Here is a 17,726-nt window from a genome sequence, read left to right as displayed (position 1 = left end):
CATGGAAGGACGCCCCTTGCGCCGGCTCATCGCTTCCGGATCGCCCTTCGAGCGCGACATCGGCTACTCGCGCGCCGTGGTGGACGGCGAGTGGGTCTTCGTCTCCGGCACGACCGGGTTCGACTACGCCACCATGCGGATCTCGGACGACGTCGCCGAACAGACCGAACAGGCCCTGCGCAACATCGAACAGGCGCTCGAGGCGGCCGGCTCGGACCTCAGCCAGGTTGTCCGGGTGCGCTACATCCTGCCGAACGCGGAGGACTTCCCCGCCTGCTGGCCGGCGCTGCGGCGGGCGTTCGGCGAGGTGCGTCCGGCGGCGACGATGTTCGCGGCGGGGCTCGCCGACCCGCGGATGAAGATCGAGATCGAGGTGACGGCCAGGACGGCGCGGAACGGGCTTTAGGGCAGCTCGCCGCGGCTGACGGCGATACCCATCTGCAGGCTGCGGCCGATCATCTCCGCCTTCTCCACGACGAGCTCCGCCGCCGGCGACGGCCAGACCTCGCGGGCCGTCTGGCGGAACAGCTCGAGCCAGCGGGCGAAGTGGGCGGGCTGGATGTCCGGCACCTGCACGTGCGCGGCCATCGGTCGGCCCTTGAAGCGGCCGGTCATCAGCAGCACCGAGCTCCAGAAGTCGCAGAGCTTCTCCAGGTGCTCGTCCCAGTCGTCCACCGCCTGGTTGAAGATCGGCCCCAGCACCGGCTCGGCCCGGACCTTCGCATAGAAGGCGTGCACCAGCTCGGCGATCATCTCCTCGGTCACCCCGGCGGCGTAGCCGGGGGCGATCTGGGTGCGGTCTTTGCGGGGCGCCTGGGCGGTCATGGTCCCGCATATGGCGCTGATCCGGCCCGCATCCAATTCCGGAACTCTACCTATCCGTCATCCCGGACGGCCGCAGGCCGATCCGGGACCCAGCAGCCGTGCGCCCTGGGTCCCGGCTCTCCGCTTCGCTGCGGCCGGGATGACGGTGATAGTCAGCCCCGGCTCGGCAGCACCACGACGGCGTGGCCCGGGCAGGTGGCTTCGCCGTTCTGGTTGAGGACGTTGGTCTCCAGGCGGACCTGGTTCTCGCCGCCGACCGCGCCCTTCTCCACCACCTTGCCGACCACCGTCAGGGTGTCGCCCTTCTGGTTGATGGCCCGGTACTGGCAGCCGATCTCGCGGATCTCGGCCTCGTCGCCGATCCAGTCGCGCAGGGCGTTGACGAGGTAGGCGTAGCGCAGGTTGCCCATGCCGAAGCCGCCCTTCTCGTTGCCCGCCCGGCGGCCGGCCTCGTCGTCCATGTGGAAGGGGACGAACTCGTCGTTCACCGCGGCATAGCGGTTCCAGTGCATGTAGTCGGTCGTGCGGCTCCACTTGGGCAGCTCATCGCCGACCTTCACATCCTCGAAGTAGACGTTCACGGTCATCTTGCGGCCCCTCAGTACTGGATCGACGTGGAGATGCGGCGACGGACGAACTCGCCCTTCTGGTTCGTCCACTCGGTCTCGCGGAACGAGTAGAGCATCAGGCCGAAGCGGCCCTGGCGCTCGTTGAAGTCCGAGAGGCGGGTCTTGGAGGTGATCACGTCGCCGGGACGCATGGGGACGCCGTAGGTGTCGGTCTGGCCGCCGTTCATATTGGTCAGACGCAGGCCGTCCTTGCGCGGGGCGCCGCTCCCCATGGCGATCCTCGGCCGCTCCACCGGCCAGGCGAAGGGGTTGAAGTCGGCGGGCGCGATGACGCCGCCCCAGCGGGTGGTCCTGGCGTACTCTGCGTCCCAGTAGATGCGCGGCGGCGTCTCGGGCCAGTAGGTGGCGATCGCCCACTTGCGGATGTCCGAGGCCCCGATCGGCGGGCTGACCCGCTCCCCGCCCCACTTGCCCTTGGCCTCCTGCAGTTCCGGAGTGACCAGGGTGTCCACGCCCTGCGCCATCGCGTCTTCCTCCACCGTCGTTGTCGTTGGCGGCAGCTAAGCAGCGGGCAGGGAGAGGCGCAATCGGATGGGTGACAGGTGGCCGCCGGCGGCGGCGACCGGTCACCGGCGGCCGCCCGCCCTCCTCTCCCCCGACGCGAAGCGCGAGGGGAGAGGCCGGGAGAGGGGCGGAGCGGAGTGTGTTCCGAACGCTGGATGGCCGGGCGAAACGGGCGGGCGTCTGCGGGACTCGTTCGACCGCCTCACGGCGGACGCGCCGCTCCCCCCCTCTCCTCGATCCTCTCCCCTCGGCCTTCGGCTCGGGGGAGAGGAGGCTAGAACCTCTGCGTCGCCAGCAGGATGTTGGTCTCGGTCTGGGCGATGCCTTCGATGAGGCGGATGTCGTCGAGTGTGCGGGCGAACTCGCCGAGGTTCTCGCAGGCCAGTTCGGCGATCAGGTCCCAGCGGCCATTGGTGGAGTGGATGGCCTCCACCTGCTTGAAGCCGCGCAGAGCCTTGATCACCGCGGCCGAACGCTCGCCCTCGATGTTGATGGCCATGATGGCGCGGATCCGCTGGTCCTCCACGTCCGGCCGGGTGGCGATGGTGAAGGCCTGGATGTCGCCGTGGGCGAGCATGCGGTCGATGCGGTTCTGCACCGTGCCGCGGGAGACCTTCAGCTGGGCGGCCAGGCTGGAGATCGATTCGCGGGAGTTGGCGCGCAGCAGGCTGACCAGCTTGCGGTCGGTCTCGTCCATGCCGGAATGACAGCACTTGCTGGCGAATTGTCAAATCTGAGACGAATCTCGCGCAACAGTGCAGCTTTTCGCTAGCTGAACTGCCCGGCATGCTTGGGTCATCCCGTTGTGGCTTGGGGTGATGCGTATGAGTAGCCGTCCGCTGATCCTGATGACCGATCCCGGTCACTACGAGGTCAGCTACCAGATCAATCCGTGGATGCGCCCGGACGCCTGGGCCGAGTGCGCCCAGTCCCGCGCTGAGGCCGCCCGAGGCGCCTCGGCGGCGCTGTGTGCGGCGCTGCAGGCGGCCGACGCCCAGGTGGAGATCCTGCCCGGCCGGCCGGGGCTGCCGGACATGGTCTTCCCGGCCAACGCCGCCGTGGTGCTGGACGGCACGGCCCTGATGGCCCGCTTCCGCCATCCGGAGCGCCAGGGCGAGGAGGCGCCGTTCCGCGAGGCGTTCGAGGCCTTGAGGGCCCGGCGGATGATCGACGAGATCGTCTCCCTGCCCGACGGCCTCTTCCAGGAAGGCGCCGGCGACGCCCACTGGGACGCCCACCGCCAGCTGTTCTGGACGGGGTACGGCCCCCGCTCCTCCAAGGAGGCTGTTCCCGTCATCGCCGAGGTGTTCGGCCAGGAGGTGGTCGCGCTCGAGCTGGCGACCCAGCAGTTCTACCACCTCGACACCTGCTTCTGCCCGCTGCCCGGCGGCGAGGCGCTCTACTTCCCGCCGGCCTTCACAGAGGCGGGCCGGGCGGCCATCGCGGCCTTCACCGATCCCGACCAGCGGATCGAGGCTGCGCCCGACGAGGCCGCCGCCTTCTGCGTTAATGCGGTGTGCCTGGGCAGGACGGTGATCATGGCCAAGGCCCCAGCGCGGCTGAAGGCGATCCTGACCGAGCGCGGCTACCGCGTCGTCGAGATCGACCTGGCCCCCTTCATCCTCTCCGGCGGCGCGGCCTTCTGCATGACCCTGCGCCTGGACCACGCCGCCGCCCGCTCCCGCCCGTCCCTTCCCCTCGCCGCCAACGCCTGAGGCCCGCCATGACCGACACCCTGACCCGAGACCGCGCCGCCGACCTGATCGCGCTGGAGACACTCTACGGCGCCACCAACTACAAGCCGCTGGACGTCGTGCTGACCCGCGGCGAGGGCGTCTACGTCTGGGACGTGAACGGCAAGCGCTACCTGGACTGCCTGGCCGCCTACTCGGCGGTGAACCAGGGCCACTGCCACCCGAAGATCGTCGCCGCGATGGTCGAGCAGGCCGGCCGCCTGACCCTGACCTCGCGGGCCTTCCGCAACGACCAGCTGCCGCTGTTCTACGAAGAGCTCTGCACCCTGACCAAGAGCCACAAGGCGCTGCCGATGAACTCCGGCGCCGAGGCGGTGGAGACGGCCCTGAAGGTCGCCCGCAAGTGGGGCTACGAGGTCAAGGGCGTCGCCAAGGACAGGGCCGAGATCATCGTGTGCAAGCAGAACTTCCACGGCCGCACCCTGGCGGTGGTGGGCTTCTCGTCCGACCCTTCCACCTACCGCGGCTTCGGCCCGTTCGCGCCCGGCTTCGTGCCCGTGCCCTACGGCGATGCGGCCGCGCTGGAGGCGGCGATCAACGAGAACACGGTCGCCTTCCTGGTCGAGCCGATCCAGGGCGAGGCCGGGGTGATCGTCCCGCCGGCCGGCTACATGAAGACCGCCCGCGAGCTCTGCACGAAGCACAACGTGGTGCTGATCTGCGACGAGGTGCAGACCGGCCTTGGCCGCACCGGCAAGCTGCTGGCCGAGGAGCACGAGGGCATCGAGGCGGACCTGACCCTGGTCGGCAAGGCGCTCTCGGGCGGCTTCTACCCGGTCTCGGCCGTGCTCTCGAACGACGAGGTGATGAGCGCCATCAAGCCGGGCGAGCACGGCTCGACCTTCGGCGGCAACCCGCTGGCCTGCGCCGTCGCCCGGGCGGCGCTGAAGGTGCTGATCGAGGAGGACATGATCGGCAACTCCGAGCGCATCGGCGCGCGGCTGAAGGCGAACCTGGCCTCCATCAAGAGCGACAAGGTCAAGGAGGTCCGCGGACGCGGCCTGATGCTGGCCCTGGAGCTTACCGAGGACCTGGGCGGCGCCCGCCCCTACTGCGAGGCGCTGCAGCACCGGGGCATCCTCTGCAAGGACACCCACGACCACACCATCCGCATCTCCCCGCCCCTGGTGCTGACCGCCGACCAGGCCGACTGGATCGCCGAGCAGTTCGAGGCGGTGCTGAGGGCGTAGGGGCCTTCTTTACCCCGTCATGGCCGGCCTTGTGCCGGCCACCCATCCTGATGGGTCCGCCACCGCCGCAACGGGCTGCGTCGCCGGGACAAGCCCGGCGGTGACAGGAAGGGCCCCCTGCCCTTTCCCGCCATAGATCTCACGGCAGAGGTGTCCGCTGAACGCGGACTCACGCACCGGACTTCCCAACACCGCTCATCCCGGCGGACGCCCGGGATCGGGTTCGCCCGCCCTACGTCTTCGGCGCAGGGCCGCCCTTCGGAGCCGGGACCGCGGGGACGGGCTGCCCCTTCGCCTCGGAGAGGATGTAGGCGCGCAGGTCCTCGGCCTCGGCGGGGGTGAGGAAGGCCTTGAAGCTGGGCATGCCGCGGGGGGCCAGGGCGCCGTCGATCAGGACGGAGTGGAAGCTCTCGGGCGAGAGCAGCATCTGCGAGGCCTTCAGGTCGGGCAGGAAGGCGCCCGAGGCGTTGGGCCCGTGGCAGACCTGGCAGTTGATGTGAAAGAGCTCGAAGCCGCGGCGCACGTCGCCGGTGGAGGAGACGGCCGTGAGGTCGAGCTTCGCCCGCTCGGGCAGCTCGTACTCGGGCGCCTTGGCGGTCCCGCCGAGCTTGAAGACCAGCAGGCGGCCGGGGAGCCTCGGCCGATCCGGCAGCACGAAGGGCGCCGAGAGGGCGCCGGCGCCGCCGTAGCCGACCATGATGGCCACATACTGCTCGCCGCCGAGCTCGTAGGTCATCGGCGCGGCGATGACGCCGTTGGTGGTCTTGTAGGTCCAAAGCTTCTGGCCCGTGCCGGCGTGGTAGGCCGAGAACTCGCCCTGGGCCGCGCCCTGGAAGACGAGGTCGCCGGCGGTGGTCAGCACGCCCGCGTTCCAGAAGTAGGGGTGGTCGACGGTCCAGCGGGCCTTCTGGGCCACCGGGTCCCAGGCGATCAGCTGGCCCTTGATCATCGCCTTGGTGGCGGCCAGCACCGCCTGGTCCGTCGGCAGGGCGTTGGCCAGGAAGTCGAGGCCGGTGTTCCAGGCGCCCGGCCGGTAGGAATAGTCCGCCGCGGCGTTGGTGTAGGCGAACGGGACCTGCTGGGCCGGGATGTAGACCAGCCCGTGCTTGGGGTTGAAGGCCATCGGGTGCCAGTTGTGGGCCCCGAACGGCGCCGGCATCTGGATCGCCGGGGCGTTCTGGTAGCGGGCCGCCGGGTTCTCGACCGGCCGGCCGGTGCGGACGTCGACGCTGGTCGCCCAGGTCACCGGCACATAGTTCTTGGCGCTGATCAGCTGCCCGGTGGCGCGGTCCAGGACATAGAAGAAGCCGTTCTTCGGCGCCTGCATCAGCACCTTGCGGACCTGCCCGCCGATGTTGAGGTCGGCCAGGATGATGTGCTGGGTGGCGGTGTAGTCCCAGGTCTCGCCGGGGGTGGTCTGGTAGTGCCAGACGTAGGCGCCGGTGTCGGGCTTCAGCGCCAGGATCGAGGAGACGAACAGGTTGTCGCCCACCCCGTCCGAGCGGACCTGGTGGTTCCACGGCGAGCCGTTGCCGACGCCGACGTAGAGGATGTCGAGCGCCGGGTCGTAGGCCATGGCGTCCCAGACGGTGGCCCCGCCGCCGGACTGCTTCCAGCCCTCGCCGGACCAGGTGGCGGCGGCCTTCTCGGCCATCACCTTGTCGGAGGCGGCGTTGTCGGGCAGGCCCTGCGGGTTGGGGGCGGTGTAGAAGCGCCAGGCGAGCTGGCCGCTCTCGGCGTCGTAGGCGGAGAGGTAGCCGCGCACGCCGTACTCGCCGCCGCCGTTACCGATCAGGACCTTGCCTTTGATCACCCTGGGCGCGCCGGTGATCGTGTAGGGCTTGGACGTGTCGGTCGTCTGGACGCTCCAGACCGGCTTGCCGGTGGCCGCATCGACGGCGATCAGCCGCCCGTCGAGGGCGCCGACATAGACCTTGCCGTTCCAGACGGCGACGCCGCGGTTCACCACGTCGCAGCAGGCGTCCATGCCCTTCTGGCCGGGCACCTTGGGATCGAACGACCACTTGAGCTGCCCCGTGCGGGCGTCGAAAGCGTAGACCTTGGACCAGGCGGTGGTGGTGTAGAGCACCCCGTCGACCATCAGGGGCGTCGCCTCCTGGCCGCGGTCGGTGTCGAACTCGGCGTACCAGGCCAGGCCCAGTTGGCCGACGTTCTCGGCGTTGACCTGCGTCAGGGGGCTGTGCCGCTGCTCCGAGTAGCTGCGGCCGTAGGACAGCCACTCGGCGTTGCCTTCGGCCGCCTCGAGCCGCGCCTGGTCGACGCCGCGGGGCGCTGCGGCGTCCTCGCCGCGCTGGCAGGCGGCGGCCACGAGAACGGCCGCGACCACCAAGATGAACCTGGTCGCTCGCATGACTTCCTCTCCCCGACCGGCCGGTCTGTCGCGGCCTCGTCGAAAGCCACTGAAGCGCGCACGAAGCGGCGCCGCAAGCCACGACGCCGCGTTAACCCCTGACTCAGCTCTCCGAAACCCGCCCTTTACCCCACCGGCTGTATCACCACGACACAACGAGCCTCGTCCGGACCGCGGTCCAGAGATGGGCAAGCAGAGTTTCACGGTGGGTGTTTTCAGATGAGCAAGACCGTCCTGGTGGTCGACGACGACCCGACCCAGCGCCGGCTGATCCAGGCCGTTCTCGAGCGGGACGGCTTCTCCGTCGCCCACGCCGAGAGCGGGGATGAGGCGATCTCCCACCTGACGTCGGGTGCGGCGGTCGACCTGATCCTGCTGGACCTGGTCATGCCCAACCTATCGGGGCAGGAAACACTGGCCGAGATGCGCGCCCGCGGCTTTTCCCAGCCGGTGATCGTGCTGACCGCCCAGGGCGGCATCGACACGGTGGTGAAGGCCATGCAGGCCGGCGCCGCCGACTTCTTCGTCAAGCCGGCCAGCCCCGAGCGGATCATGGTCTCGATCCGCAACGCCCTCTCCATGGGCGCGCTGAAGGGCGAGGTCGAGCGGCTGAAGAAGCACGCCAGCGGCCGCTTCACCTTCCAGGACATGGTCGGGACCAGCCCGGGGATGCAGCTGGTCCGGCGGATGGGCGAGCGGGCGGCCAAGTCGTCGATCCCGATCCTGATCACCGGCGAGAGCGGGGTCGGCAAGGAGGTCATCGCCCGCGCCGTGCACGGCTCGTCCGAGCGGGCCGGCAAGCCGTTCGTCGCCGTGAACTGCGGCGCCATTCCCGAGAACCTCGTCGAGTCGATCCTGTTCGGCCACGAGAAGGGCAGCTTCACCGGCGCCACCGACAAGCATCTGGGCAAGTTCCAGGAGGCCAACGGCGGCACCCTGTTCCTCGACGAGGTCGGCGAACTGCCGCTCGAGATGCAGGTCAAACTGCTGCGCGCGCTGCAGGAGAGCGAGATCGACCCGATCGGCGCCAAGCGCAGCGTCAAGGTGGACGTTCGCATCGTCTCGGCCACCAATCGCGACCTGTCGCAGGCGGTGAAGGAAGGCCGGTTCCGCGAGGACCTGTTCTACCGGCTGAACGTCTTCCCGATCGAGGCCCCGTCCCTGCGCGAGCGTCGCGAGGACATCCCGGCCCTGGTCGACCACTTCATCCGCCGGTTCAACGTCGAGGAAGGCAAAACCGTCGTCGGCGCTTCGGCCGAGACCCTGGCCTGCCTGACCGCCTTCGACTGGCCGGGCAACGTGCGGCAGCTGGAGAACGCCGTCTACCGCGCCATCGTGCTGGCCGACGCGCCCTATCTGCAGCCCTACGACTTTCCGTCGATCTCGGGCCTGGCCGCGCCGATGCCGGAGGCCGCGGGCTCGCCGATGGCCAACCTGCCGACCGCCCAGCAGCTGGTCGCCGAGGCTCCGGCCGACGCGCCGGTGCGCATCCTCGACGAGCGGGGCCACCTGCGCACCCTGGAGGAGATCGAGCGCGACCTCATCCAGCTGGCCATCGAGATCTACGCCGGCCACATGAGCGAAGTCGCCCGCCGCCTCGGCATCGGCCGCTCCACCCTCTACCGCAAGGTCCGCGAGCAGGGCCTGGAGGATGTCGTCAAGGGCGCCGAAGAGGCGGCCTAGGCCCCCTCCACCGCCTTCGGCGGTCCCCCTCCCCCAGAGGGGGAGGAGAGGAACTCCGGCGCCGCATCGATTCTCCTCCCCCCTTGGGGGAGGGGGACCACGCGTAGCGTGGTGGAGGGGGCCAGCTCCCCCTAGTCCCGCATCGCCAGCCTGAAGGCCGCGTCGCACTCGACCAGGTCCTGTTCGGGGCCGGGGTCGTTGCGGGCGACTTCGGCGTCGGCCCGGGAGGCGGCGGCCTCCATGTGCTCGCGCTGATCTTCCGTGGAAACGTTGGCCTCGTCGCCGAAGGTCTTGGCCGCGACGCCCCAGAACAGCATCTGGTCGAGCCGCTGACGCGCGTCCGACGGCAGCTGGGTGCGCGAGACGGCGTCGATGACCGCAAAGCAGCGGTTGGCCATGTGATAGGCGCTCATCGACTCGGCGGGCTCCAGCGCCCAGGCGCCGACAGGCAGCAGGGCCGCCGCGGCGACGGCGCAGGCGATGGCGAAGCGAATCATTTTTCTCCCCCAGCAGTGGGCCGAGGCTATCGGGGGAACGCGGTTCGCCGCCTGTGGTGGATGGGCGCGCCTGCCCAGATTGGGCCTTACGCCTTGCGCATCCAGAAGGAGGCGCCGAACAGGCTGACGTCCTTCAGCGCGCCCTTGCAGATCCGCTCGGCCGCGAGCTGCGAGAGCTCCGGGTCCTGGGTGACGAACCAGCTCGGGAAGAGGATCTCGAAGCCCTGGCCGAACAGCAGCAGCACGCCCAGCAGGTACTGCTCGTTCCAGATCCGGCGGACGTGGCCCGAGACGTAGTCGTCCGGCAGGTAGACGTCGTGGATGTGGACGATCACCCCGCTCTTCAGGCGCGGCAGGATCTCCAGGAAGAAGACCGTCACGTCCGAGCCCTGGAAGCAGCGGTGCGAGCTGTCCAGGAACAGGATGTCGCCGGCCTCCAGCCGGTCGAAGATCGAGAGGTCGCAATCCTCCAGCGGCCGGCGCACGGTCTCGTCGCACAGGGCGTCGATCTCGGCCCGCGGCTGCGGATCGATGGAGACCAGCCGGGTGCGGAGCCCGTAGCGGCGCACCGCCTCCCGGGCGAACATCGTCGAAAAGCCCGAGCCGATCTCCAGGAACAGCGCCGGGTTCCCCGCGCGAAGCATGTGCATCAGCGCCATCGCGTCCAGCGAGGCGAACCAGGCGTTCAGCCAGAAGGGCCGGGCCAGGCGGTTGTCGCCGCCGAGCGGGATGGTCTCGAGGTCCGGATGGATTTCGCCGAGCCCGTCCAGGAGGGCCCGGTAGCGCGCGCGCCCGGCGCCGATCGTCTCGGCCAGCTGCGGATGGGACGGCCGCCCCTCGCCCCAGCGGATCTTGGCCGTGTAGCCGTAGTCGAACAGCTTGAAGCCCTGCTCGGCCCGCTCGACCGAGAACGCGGCGTCGGGCGGGAGCGGGCCCGCGCGCCCGGCCGACCGCCAGGCCTGCGCGGCCGCCTCGCCCTGCCCCAGGCGCTGCAGCGCGACCGCCAGGTCGCCGGACGCCTCCGCCCCGCCCAGCTCCGCCGCCCGGCGCAGGCGCGCCACGGCCTCCTCGCCGCGCCCCTTCCTGAACAGGGTGATCCCCAGCCCCCTCAGCGCCTCCGCATGGTCCGGCGCGCCGGCCAGGACGCGTTCGAACAGCATCCCGGCCAGGGTGAGCTGGTGTTCGGCGAGCCGCTCGAAGCCGACCGCGAGATAGGTCCGCAGCTCGGGCGGCAGGGGCGCGTTGGCCATGTCAGTCAACATCCTCGGCCACATCCTTGGGCTTGCCGCGGATGCGGCCGCGGCGCGCGAGCGGCTTCTTCTCGCCGGCCGCCTTGGCGGCGATCTCCTTCAGCTTGACGTGCTGCAGGGCCGAGAGCGCCTCGCCGGGCGCGCCCTTGTCCGGATCGCCGAAGGCGCGGCCGAAGGTCTTCAGGCGGTCCTCGACGCTGCCGAGGAACTCGCCTTCCCACTCCGAAAGCTTGACGCCGGCGCGCTCGGCCTTGCGGCGGGCGCGCCGAAGCGCGTTCAGCGCGGCCCGCTTGGCCTGCGCCTTCCGATCCGGAAGCTTGCGCTTCAAATCTCTCCGAGGGCCGAGAGGTAGAGGTCCAGGATCGCCTCCTCCTCCTGCCGGGTGGCGCGGTCCTGCTTGCGCAGGCGGATCACCTTGCGGAGGATCTTGGTGTCGAAGCCGTTGCCCTTGGCCTCGGCCATCACTTCCTTGATCTGCTCGGCCACCTCGGCCTTCTCCACTTCCAGCCGCTCGACCCGCTCGATGATGCTTTTGAGCTGGGACTGCGCCGTGGAGTTGAGCACGTCGATGTTCGAGCTGTCATCAGCCATTGGCGGGGCCCCTTGGATGAGCGAGGAATGAAGAAGGCGCGGAACCTAGCGGCGGGCCTGCCCCCTGTCATCCGCCGCATGAACCTTAGCCGCGGCCGGATCGTTGAGACGGATCGACGCGGAGCCTGCAATGCCCGATTCTAGGCCAAGCCGCCCCACCCAGGCCGACGCGGAGGCGGCCGTCCGTACACTGATCGAATGGGCCGGCGACGATCCGGAGCGCGAGGGCCTGCTGGAGACCCCCAGCCGCGTGGCCAAGGCCTACCGCGAGCTGTTCTCCGGCTACGAGGCCGATCCCCGGGCCTACCTTGAGAAGACCTTCGAGGAGGTCGGCGGCTACGACGAGCTGGTGGTGCTGACCGACATTCGGGTGGTGAGCTTCTGCGAGCACCACATGCTGCCGTTCCTGGGCCGGGCGCACGTCGGCTACCTGCCGCGCAACCGGGTGGTGGGGATCTCCAAGCTCGCCCGCGTCGTGAACGGATTTTCCCGCCGCCTGCAGATCCAGGAGAAGCTGACCTCGCAGGTGGCCGAGGCGATCCAGGACATCCTGCAGCCCAAGGGCGTGGGCGTGGTGATCCAGTCCGAGCACAGCTGCATGACCATGCGCGGCGTCAACACGCCCGGCAGCCTGCTCACCACCAGCACTCTGCTCGGCGAGGTGCGGGACGATCCGCGCACGCGGCAGGAGTTCCTCGAGCTCGTCCGCTCGGGCCGGCCGGGATAGGACGCGTTCGGAGGGTTTACAGTCCTCCACCCGAGGCCTAAGGCGCCCGTAGGCAGCACTGGCGGGGACGGACGATGCGGTGGTTTCAGGCGCTCATGCCCAAGGAGGAGCGCTTCTTCGAGCTGTTCGACAGCCACGCCCGCACCCTCAGCCAGGGCGCCCACGCCATGCGCCGGCTGCTGGACGGCGGCGAGGAGGTCCCCAAGTGGTGTCAGGCCATCGCCCAGCACGAGCACGAGGCCGACCTGATCGCCCGCGAGGTGCTGCTGGCCGTGCGGCGGACCTTCATCACGCCCTTCGACCGGGCGGACATCCGCGACCTGATCTCCTCGATGGATGACGCAGTCGACCAGATGCACAAGACCGCCAAGGCGATCACCCTCTACGAGGTGCGCGAGTTCGAGGACCACATGCGCACCATGGGCGACATCATCGTCAAGACGGCGGACATCACCCTGGAATCCACCCCGCTGCTGCGCCAGATGAGGGCCAACGCCGCGCGGCTGAACGTGCTGACCGAGGAGGTCACGCGGCTGGAGGAGGAGTCCGACCACCTCTACGACGCCGGCATGCACGCCCTCTACAAGGGCGTCGGCCGCGCCGACCCGATGGCCTTCATCGTCGGGGCCGAGATCTACGACCACCTGGAGAAAGTGGTCGACCGCTTCGAGGACGTGGCCAACCGGATCAGCGGCGTGCTGATCGAGCACCTCTAGGCGCTCGCCCGTGGACTTCGGCGGGTTCTCGCTGCTGCTGATCGTGCTGATCGGCGTGGCCCTGGCGTTCGACTTCCTGAACGGCCTGCACGATGCGGCCAACTCCATCGCCACGGTGGTGGCCACGCGCGTGCTGCCGCCGCTGGTGGCGGTGGGCTTCGCGGCCTTCTTCAACTTCGCCGCCTACTTCTTCTTCGGCGTCCACGTGGCCAACACGGTGGGCAAGGGCATCATCGATCCGGGCATCGTCAGCGACGCGGTGATCTTCGGGGCGCTGATGGGGGCCATCAGCTGGAACGTCATCACCTGGTGGGCCGGCATCCCCTCCTCTTCCTCCCACGCCCTGATCGGCGGCCTGATCGGCGCGGGGCTGGCCAAGACCGGGTTCTCGGCGGTGGTCTGGTCGGGCGTGCTGAAGACCGCCTCGGGTATCATCATCTCGCCGACGCTGGGCTTCACCCTGGCGATCCTGCTGGTGCTGATCGTCAGCTGGCTGTTCGCCCGGGCGACGCCGGCGATGGCCGATTCCACCTTCCGCAAGCTGCAGCTGGTCTCGGCCTCGCTGTATTCGCTGGGCCACGGCGGCAACGACGCGCAGAAGACCATGGGCATCATCGCCGTGCTGCTGTTCTCGCACGGCCACCTGGGCGAGAGCTTCTACGTTCCGACCTGGGTCGCCATCACCTGCTACGTGGTGATCGCGCTCGGAACCATGTTCGGCGGCTGGCGCATTGTTCACACCATGGGCTCGAAGATCACCCGCCTGTCGCCCCAGCAGGGCTTCTGCGCCGAGACGGGCGGAGCGATCACCCTGTTCTTCTTCACCAACCTGGGCATCCCGGTCTCGACGACCCACACCATCACCGGCGCCATCGTCGGCGTCGGCTCGGCGCGGCGCATGTCGGCGGTGCGCTGGAACGTGGCCGGCAACATCGTCTGGGCCTGGGTCTTCACCATGCCGATGGCCGGACTGATGGGCGCCTTCTTCTACGGGCTGGCGCGGCTCGCCGACCGGGCGTTCGGATGAGATGCCCAAGGCCCGCACCACGCCCCTGACGCAGTACGCCGCCCTCCCCTGGCGCAAGGCGGCGGACGGGCGGATCGAGGTGATGCTGATCACCTCGCGCGAGACCCGCCGGTGGGTGATCGCCAAGGGCTGGCCGATCACCGGCCTCAATCCGGGCGACTCGGCCGCCCAGGAGGCGCTGGAGGAGGCCGGGGTCACCGGCGACGTATGGGCCGAGCCGGTCGGCGCCTACGACTACGAGAAGCGGCTGAAGGGCGGCGAGCTGCAGCCGGTCGAGGTCGAGGTCTTCCCCCTGAGGGTGCTGGAGGAGCTCGAGGCCTGGCCGGAGAAGGGCCAGCGCGAGCGCCGCTGGTTCGCCGCCGCCGAGGCCGCCGGCCTGGTCGCCGAGCCGCGGCTGGCCGAACTGATCCGCGAGTTCGGCGGCCGCTAGAGCAGGCCCCTGGCCTCGAGCGCCGGCCGCAGCGCGGCGGGGGCCGTGAACAGGTGGACGTCGAAGCCGAGCGCCTGCGCCACCTCGATGTTGCGGGGGCCGTCGTCCACGAACAGCACGTCTTCGGGGGAGAAGCCGAACCGCTCGCAGGCGATGCGGAAGATGGCCGGATCGGGCTTGGTCACGCCCTCGGCGCCGGAGACGACCACCCCCTGCAGCCGCGCGAAGGCGGGGCTCATGGCGAAGGTGCCCTCGATGGTGTGCTGGGAGATGTTGGACAGGCCGTACATGGGCACGCCGCGGGCGTGCAGCGCCTCGATGGCGGCTTCGGTCTCGGGGATCGGGCCGGAGAACATCTCCCACCAGCGATCGCCCCAGGCGCGGATCGCGGCCTCGTGCTCGGGGAAGCGGGCGATCAGCTCGTCGCGGTTGTCCTCGAACCGCACGCCCCGGTCGTGGGCGTCGTGCCAGGCCATGGTGCAGACCTCGGCCAGGAAGCGGTCACGCTCGGCCGGGTCGGGGAAGATCTTGGAATAGAGCGTGCGCGGATCCCAGCGCACGATGACGTTGCCGATGTCCCACAGGACCGCCTTGGGCATGGTCCCTCAGAGCGCGGCGGGCGTCGTCAGCCCTGCTTGGCCTTGAAGCGGGGGTCGGTCTTGTTGATGACGTAGACCCGGCCCTTGCGGCGCACGAGCTTGCAGTCGCGGTGACGCGTCTTGAGCGACTTGAGCGAGCTTCTGACCTTCATGACCTTGTCTTCACGCGAGTGACCGGCCGACCCCTCAGCGGGGCGGCGACAGAGCGGGCGCATATACGGGCAGAGCGGCGGGGAGTCAACGCAGGCGCGGCTTCGCGGCGTTTTGAACAGCTTCGTGTTCCGCCGTTCATGCGACGCAGGCTAGGGTCGCCGGATGCATCGTAGAGTCTTCCTCGCCCTGCTGCTCGCCGGCTGCTCCACGGGACCCGCACGGGCCCAGCCTGTCCCAGGTCCGCAGGCGCCCGCCGCCCTGCCGCCGCCGCCGCTGGGGCCGATGAGCTTCAACGACTGGCTTGAGAGCTTCCGTGCACGCGCGGTGGTGGCGGGGATCCCCAGGACGGTGCTGGATCGCGAGCTCGCCGGCCTGACGCCCAACGACCGGGTCTCGGCCCTGGACGGCGCCCAGCCGGAGTTCTCCAGGCCGGTCAGCGCCTACATCAAGGCCGCTCTGACGCAGAGCCGCATCGACATCGGCCGGCGCCGGCGCAACGAGCCCTTCTTCCCGGCCATCGAGCAGCGCTACGGCGTGCCGCGCGAGATCCTGATGGGGGTCTGGGCCCAGGAGTCCGGGTTCGGGACCATCCTCGGCGATCTGGACATCATCCGCTCGCTGGCCACCCTGGCCGCCGACGGCCGTCGGCGGGCCTGGGCCGAGGGCGAGCTGATCGCGGCGCTGAGGATCATCGCCTCGGGCGAGCACCCGCGGAGCCGGCTGAAGGGCAGCTGGGCCGGGGCGTTCGGCCAGACCCAGTTCATCCCCACCACCTATCTCTCCACCGCCGTGGACGGCGACGGCGACGGGCGGCGCGACATGTGGGGCTCGCCCGCCGACGCCCTGGCCTCGGCCGCCAACCTGCTGGCCAAGGCCGGCTGGCGGCGCGGGGAGAGCTGGGCGCGGGAAGTGACCGTCCCCAACGGCTTCGACTTCTCGCTGACCGAAGGCCCCAAGGAGACGCCGGACTGGTGGGAGGCGCGCGGCGTGCGCCGGGCCGACGGCCAGCCCTGGAGCGCCGCCGACCGGGCCGCGCCGGCCCAGCTGCTGGCGCCGTCCGGGGCCAACGGGCCGCTGTTCCTGCTGTTCCCCAACCACTTCGCCATCCGCCAGTACAACAACTCGGTGGCCTACGCCCTGGCGGTGGGCCTGCTGGCCGACCGCTTCGCCGGCATGGGCCCGCTGGTGAAGGCCTGGCCCGAGGAGGTCGGCCTGGCGCTGGCCGACCGGCAGGCGGCCCAGCGGGCGCTGGCCCGCCTGGGCTTCGACCCCGGCGCGCCCGACGGGGTGGTGGGGATGAACACCCGCTCGGCCCTGCGCGCCTGGCAGAAGTCCCGCGGGCTGACCGCCGACGGCTACCTCTCCATGGACATGGTCCGGCGGCTGAGGACCGAAGCGGGGGTCTAGATCCCCCCGCCCTCGTTGCGCTTCTCCAGGGTCGCCATGGTGGCGTCCTCGCGCGTGGCGGGCTTGGGGTCGGCGTTCTTCAGCTGCGGGTTCTTGAAAGCGTAGATCAGCAGGCCCGCCAGGATCGCCGCGTTGAGGATGAAGGGGCCCCAGGCCAGGTGGCGGTAGAGCCAGACGAAGGCCGGCGCCAACACCACGTTGACGCCGTTCACCGCCGCGATGGCCCCGGCGGCCCTCGCCTGCTCGCCCATGTTGACCGCGAGTGAGGCGCCGGCCGTGAAACCCGGCCGCGCGAAGCCGAAGCCCAGGCTCGAGACCGCATAGCCGACCACCACGCTCCAGTAGCCGGGCGAGAGGGCGACGATCAGGTTGCCCACCGCCGCCACCGCCACGCCCCAGCGCAGCAGCTGGCGCGGGGTCATGTCGAACATCCGGATGATGCCCCACTGGGCCAGCAGTCCGGCCACCGCGCCGAACATCATGGCCACGGCGATGAAGCCCTGGGCCTCGGTCGGCGACATCTCGAGGGTGTCGATGATCAGGAACCCCAGCGTCTGGCCCTGGGCCGTCTGGCAGACGGCGACCAGGAAGCCGTAGGCCAGGAACGGGATGATCCGCGGGTCGCGCCACATCGGCCGGACCTTGCCGTTGGCGTCCACCGGCTCCGGCTCCGGCTCGCCGCCCTGGTTGCGGTATTCGCTTTCCGGCAGGTAGCGGACGACGATGGCCAGCATCACGCCGGCGATCAGCGAGAAGGCGAACAGCGGCCCCGAAAGGCCCACGAACGGCAGCACGAACAGGGGCGCCAGGAACGGCCCGATCACCGTGCCCAGGCCGAAGGCGCCGGCCAGGCTCGACATCGCCCCGGTGCGCTTCTCGGGCGGGGTGTACTCGGCCACATAGGCCTGCGTCGCCGGGTTGGACGCTGCGCCGAAGAAGCCGAACAGGGCCCGGGCCAGCAGGAAACAGATGAAGATCACCGCCCAGTGCGCCAGGTGCGCCAGGCCGGCGGCCACCACCACCCCGCACAGGGCCATCGAGACCATGAACCCGGCCAGGCCGACGATCATCAGCGGCTTGCGGCCGTGCCGGTCCGAGGCCCTGGCCCACATCGGCGAGGAGAAGGCCCACAGCAGCGCCGAGAGCGAGAAGATCGCCACCACCGCCTCGTCCGGGATGCCGGTGGACCGGCCGATCGCCGGCAGCACCGAGATCAGGCCGGTGTTGCCCATCGCGGTCGCCAGCGAGACGCCGAAGATGATGGCGAAGGAGCGCTTCGGAATCCCGTCGGGCGTCGTGGTCGGCTGGCTCATGCTCCGCTGTTAGGCCGCCCGCGCAGCCGGCGCAAACCCTCTCGCTCACCTGCCCTTAAG

Annotated in this window: 21 protein-coding genes; 9 read left to right on the top strand and 12 right to left on the bottom strand. The window is 70.1% G+C overall.

The features are described from left to right. The first annotated feature begins 16 nt into the window (after positions 1–16). Entirely contained in the window at positions 17–406 is a 390-nt protein-coding gene (locus ACFSC0_RS10975) for a RidA family protein (RefSeq protein ID WP_377282894.1), read from the top strand. On the opposite strand, the gene ACFSC0_RS10970 is transcribed toward ACFSC0_RS10975, so the two are convergent. The 4 genes from ACFSC0_RS10970 to ACFSC0_RS10955 all read right to left on the bottom strand — a co-directional run bounded on the left by ACFSC0_RS10970 (position 403) and on the right by ACFSC0_RS10955 (position 2,655). Further along, entirely contained in the window at positions 403–825 is a 423-nt protein-coding gene (locus tag ACFSC0_RS10970; RefSeq protein WP_377282895.1) for a group III truncated hemoglobin, read from the bottom strand. The two genes, ACFSC0_RS10975 and ACFSC0_RS10970, sit on opposite strands and share 4 nt — an antisense overlap. A gap of 152 nt (positions 826–977) precedes the next feature. After that, positions 978–1,412, bottom strand: coding sequence for a MaoC family dehydratase (locus ACFSC0_RS10965; protein ID WP_377282896.1), 435 nt, complete (start codon positions 1,410–1,412; stop codon positions 978–980). An 11-nt stretch (positions 1,413–1,423) separates the two neighbouring features. Beyond that, a complete protein-coding gene (locus ACFSC0_RS10960; RefSeq protein WP_377282897.1) occupies positions 1,424–1,918 on the bottom strand; it encodes an FAS1-like dehydratase domain-containing protein in 495 nt (164 codons plus the stop codon). A gap of 314 nt (positions 1,919–2,232) precedes the next feature. Next, complete coding sequence (locus tag ACFSC0_RS10955) at positions 2,233–2,655, bottom strand: Lrp/AsnC family transcriptional regulator (RefSeq protein ID WP_377282898.1); 423 nt, start codon at positions 2,653–2,655, stop codon at positions 2,233–2,235. Between the two features lie 127 nt (positions 2,656–2,782). Between ACFSC0_RS10955 and ACFSC0_RS10950 the strand changes: the two genes are divergently transcribed. Then, complete coding sequence (locus ACFSC0_RS10950; RefSeq protein ID WP_377282899.1) at positions 2,783–3,673, top strand: dimethylarginine dimethylaminohydrolase family protein; 891 nt, start codon at positions 2,783–2,785, stop codon at positions 3,671–3,673. A gap of 8 nt (positions 3,674–3,681) precedes the next feature. Beyond that, positions 3,682–4,902, top strand: coding sequence for an ornithine--oxo-acid transaminase (gene rocD, locus ACFSC0_RS10945; RefSeq protein WP_377282900.1), 1,221 nt, complete (start codon positions 3,682–3,684; stop codon positions 4,900–4,902). A 232-nt stretch (positions 4,903–5,134) separates the two neighbouring features. On the opposite strand, the gene ACFSC0_RS10940 is transcribed toward rocD, so the two are convergent. After that, positions 5,135–7,273: a PQQ-dependent dehydrogenase, methanol/ethanol family gene (locus ACFSC0_RS10940; RefSeq protein ID WP_377282901.1), complete on the bottom strand. Its 2,139-nt coding sequence runs from the start codon at positions 7,271–7,273 to the stop codon at positions 5,135–5,137. 219 nt (positions 7,274–7,492) lie between these two features. Here ACFSC0_RS10940 and ACFSC0_RS10935 point away from each other — a divergent pair, with 219 nt between their 5' ends. Further along, positions 7,493–8,956 (top strand): sigma-54-dependent transcriptional regulator, encoded by a 1,464-nt coding sequence (locus ACFSC0_RS10935; RefSeq protein ID WP_377282902.1) that lies wholly within the window; start codon positions 7,493–7,495, stop codon positions 8,954–8,956. 131 nt (positions 8,957–9,087) lie between these two features. Here the strand turns inward: ACFSC0_RS10935 and ACFSC0_RS10930 are convergent, their stop codons facing one another. From ACFSC0_RS10930 to gapR, 4 genes are all read right to left on the bottom strand, one after another. Continuing rightward, complete coding sequence (locus ACFSC0_RS10930) at positions 9,088–9,453, bottom strand: hypothetical protein (RefSeq protein WP_377282903.1); 366 nt, start codon at positions 9,451–9,453, stop codon at positions 9,088–9,090. An 86-nt stretch (positions 9,454–9,539) separates the two neighbouring features. Further along, positions 9,540–10,703: a class I SAM-dependent methyltransferase gene (locus tag ACFSC0_RS10925; RefSeq protein WP_377282904.1), complete on the bottom strand. Its 1,164-nt coding sequence runs from the start codon at positions 10,701–10,703 to the stop codon at positions 9,540–9,542. A 1-nt stretch (position 10,704) separates the two neighbouring features. Next, positions 10,705–11,031, bottom strand: a complete 327-nt coding sequence (locus ACFSC0_RS10920; RefSeq protein WP_377282905.1) for a hypothetical protein — start codon at positions 11,029–11,031, stop codon at positions 10,705–10,707. Beyond that, on the bottom strand, positions 11,028–11,294 hold the full coding sequence (gene gapR, locus ACFSC0_RS10915) for a nucleoid-associated protein GapR (protein WP_377282906.1): 267 nt from the start codon (positions 11,292–11,294) through the stop codon (positions 11,028–11,030). The genes ACFSC0_RS10920 and gapR overlap by 4 nt, the downstream gene beginning before the upstream one ends. Positions 11,295–11,424: 130 nt before the next feature. Between gapR and folE the strand changes: the two genes are divergently transcribed. The 4 genes from folE (at position 11,425) to ACFSC0_RS10895 (ending at position 14,194) form a co-directional block, all read left to right on the top strand. Further along, positions 11,425–12,021 (top strand): GTP cyclohydrolase I FolE, encoded by a 597-nt coding sequence (folE, locus tag ACFSC0_RS10910; RefSeq protein ID WP_377282907.1) that lies wholly within the window; start codon positions 11,425–11,427, stop codon positions 12,019–12,021. 74 nt (positions 12,022–12,095) lie between these two features. Continuing rightward, entirely contained in the window at positions 12,096–12,737 is a 642-nt protein-coding gene (locus tag ACFSC0_RS10905) for a DUF47 domain-containing protein (protein WP_377282908.1), read from the top strand. Positions 12,738–12,747: 10 nt separating this feature from the next. Continuing rightward, complete coding sequence (locus tag ACFSC0_RS10900; RefSeq protein ID WP_377282909.1) at positions 12,748–13,764, top strand: inorganic phosphate transporter; 1,017 nt, start codon at positions 12,748–12,750, stop codon at positions 13,762–13,764. Between the two features lies 1 nt (position 13,765). Beyond that, a complete protein-coding gene (locus ACFSC0_RS10895; RefSeq protein WP_377282910.1) occupies positions 13,766–14,194 on the top strand; it encodes an NUDIX hydrolase in 429 nt (142 codons plus the stop codon). On the opposite strand, the gene ACFSC0_RS10890 is transcribed toward ACFSC0_RS10895, so the two are convergent. Together ACFSC0_RS10890 and ykgO are read right to left on the bottom strand one after the other, a co-directional pair. Beyond that, the gene (locus ACFSC0_RS10890; RefSeq protein ID WP_377282911.1) at positions 14,191–14,793 is read right to left on the bottom strand and encodes an HAD family hydrolase; all 603 of its coding nucleotides are present in this window, start codon (positions 14,791–14,793) and stop codon (positions 14,191–14,193) included. The two genes, ACFSC0_RS10895 and ACFSC0_RS10890, sit on opposite strands and share 4 nt — an antisense overlap. A 26-nt stretch (positions 14,794–14,819) precedes the next feature. Beyond that, positions 14,820–14,945, bottom strand: coding sequence for a type B 50S ribosomal protein L36 (ykgO, locus tag ACFSC0_RS10885; protein WP_012523667.1), 126 nt, complete (start codon positions 14,943–14,945; stop codon positions 14,820–14,822). 163 nt (positions 14,946–15,108) lie between these two features. Between ykgO and ACFSC0_RS10880 the strand changes: the two genes are divergently transcribed. Next, on the top strand, positions 15,109–16,353 hold the full coding sequence (locus ACFSC0_RS10880) for a lytic murein transglycosylase (protein WP_377282912.1): 1,245 nt from the start codon (positions 15,109–15,111) through the stop codon (positions 16,351–16,353). Here ACFSC0_RS10880 and ACFSC0_RS10875 read toward each other — a convergent pair. After that, on the bottom strand, positions 16,350–17,666 hold the full coding sequence (locus ACFSC0_RS10875) for an MFS transporter (RefSeq protein ID WP_377282913.1): 1,317 nt from the start codon (positions 17,664–17,666) through the stop codon (positions 16,350–16,352). The two genes, ACFSC0_RS10880 and ACFSC0_RS10875, sit on opposite strands and share 4 nt — an antisense overlap. Positions 17,667–17,726: the final 60 nt, after the last annotated feature.

The sequence above is a fragment of the Phenylobacterium terrae genome (assembly GCF_042681205.1).
In the GTDB taxonomy this organism is placed as follows: domain Bacteria; phylum Pseudomonadota; class Alphaproteobacteria; order Caulobacterales; family Caulobacteraceae; genus Phenylobacterium; species Phenylobacterium terrae.
The sequence above is the reverse complement of the archived record's forward strand: the minus strand, read 5'-3'. Positions and strand labels throughout refer to the sequence as shown.

What these genes read in the sequence shown, in the direction of transcription:
- ACFSC0_RS10970 (WP_377282895.1), bottom strand. Translation starts at nt 825, where the DNA reads ATGACCGCCCAGGCGCCCCGCAAAGACCGCACCCAGATCGCCCCCGGC.
- ACFSC0_RS10965 (WP_377282896.1), bottom strand. Translation starts at nt 1,412, where the DNA reads ATGACCGTGAACGTCTACTTCGAGGATGTGAAGGTCGGCGATGAGCTG.
- ACFSC0_RS10960 (WP_377282897.1), bottom strand. Translation starts at nt 1,918, where the DNA reads ATGGCGCAGGGCGTGGACACCCTGGTCACTCCGGAACTGCAGGAGGCC.
- ACFSC0_RS10955 (WP_377282898.1), bottom strand. Translation starts at nt 2,655, where the DNA reads ATGGACGAGACCGACCGCAAGCTGGTCAGCCTGCTGCGCGCCAACTCC.
- ACFSC0_RS10950 (WP_377282899.1), top strand. Translation starts at nt 2,783, where the DNA reads ATGAGTAGCCGTCCGCTGATCCTGATGACCGATCCCGGTCACTACGAG.
- rocD (WP_377282900.1), top strand. Translation starts at nt 3,682, where the DNA reads ATGACCGACACCCTGACCCGAGACCGCGCCGCCGACCTGATCGCGCTG.
- ACFSC0_RS10940 (WP_377282901.1), bottom strand. Translation starts at nt 7,273, where the DNA reads ATGCGAGCGACCAGGTTCATCTTGGTGGTCGCGGCCGTTCTCGTGGCC.
- ACFSC0_RS10935 (WP_377282902.1), top strand. Translation starts at nt 7,493, where the DNA reads ATGAGCAAGACCGTCCTGGTGGTCGACGACGACCCGACCCAGCGCCGG.
- ACFSC0_RS10930 (WP_377282903.1), bottom strand. Translation starts at nt 9,453, where the DNA reads ATGATTCGCTTCGCCATCGCCTGCGCCGTCGCCGCGGCGGCCCTGCTG.
- ACFSC0_RS10925 (WP_377282904.1), bottom strand. Translation starts at nt 10,703, where the DNA reads ATGGCCAACGCGCCCCTGCCGCCCGAGCTGCGGACCTATCTCGCGGTC.
- gapR (WP_377282906.1), bottom strand. Translation starts at nt 11,294, where the DNA reads ATGGCTGATGACAGCTCGAACATCGACGTGCTCAACTCCACGGCGCAG.
- folE (WP_377282907.1), top strand. Translation starts at nt 11,425, where the DNA reads ATGCCCGATTCTAGGCCAAGCCGCCCCACCCAGGCCGACGCGGAGGCG.
- ACFSC0_RS10905 (WP_377282908.1), top strand. Translation starts at nt 12,096, where the DNA reads ATGCGGTGGTTTCAGGCGCTCATGCCCAAGGAGGAGCGCTTCTTCGAG.
- ACFSC0_RS10895 (WP_377282910.1), top strand. Translation starts at nt 13,766, where the DNA reads ATGCCCAAGGCCCGCACCACGCCCCTGACGCAGTACGCCGCCCTCCCC.
- ACFSC0_RS10890 (WP_377282911.1), bottom strand. Translation starts at nt 14,793, where the DNA reads ATGCCCAAGGCGGTCCTGTGGGACATCGGCAACGTCATCGTGCGCTGG.
- ykgO (WP_012523667.1), bottom strand. Translation starts at nt 14,945, where the DNA reads ATGAAGGTCAGAAGCTCGCTCAAGTCGCTCAAGACGCGTCACCGCGAC.
- ACFSC0_RS10880 (WP_377282912.1), top strand. Translation starts at nt 15,109, where the DNA reads ATGCATCGTAGAGTCTTCCTCGCCCTGCTGCTCGCCGGCTGCTCCACG.
- ACFSC0_RS10875 (WP_377282913.1), bottom strand. Translation starts at nt 17,666, where the DNA reads ATGAGCCAGCCGACCACGACGCCCGACGGGATTCCGAAGCGCTCCTTC.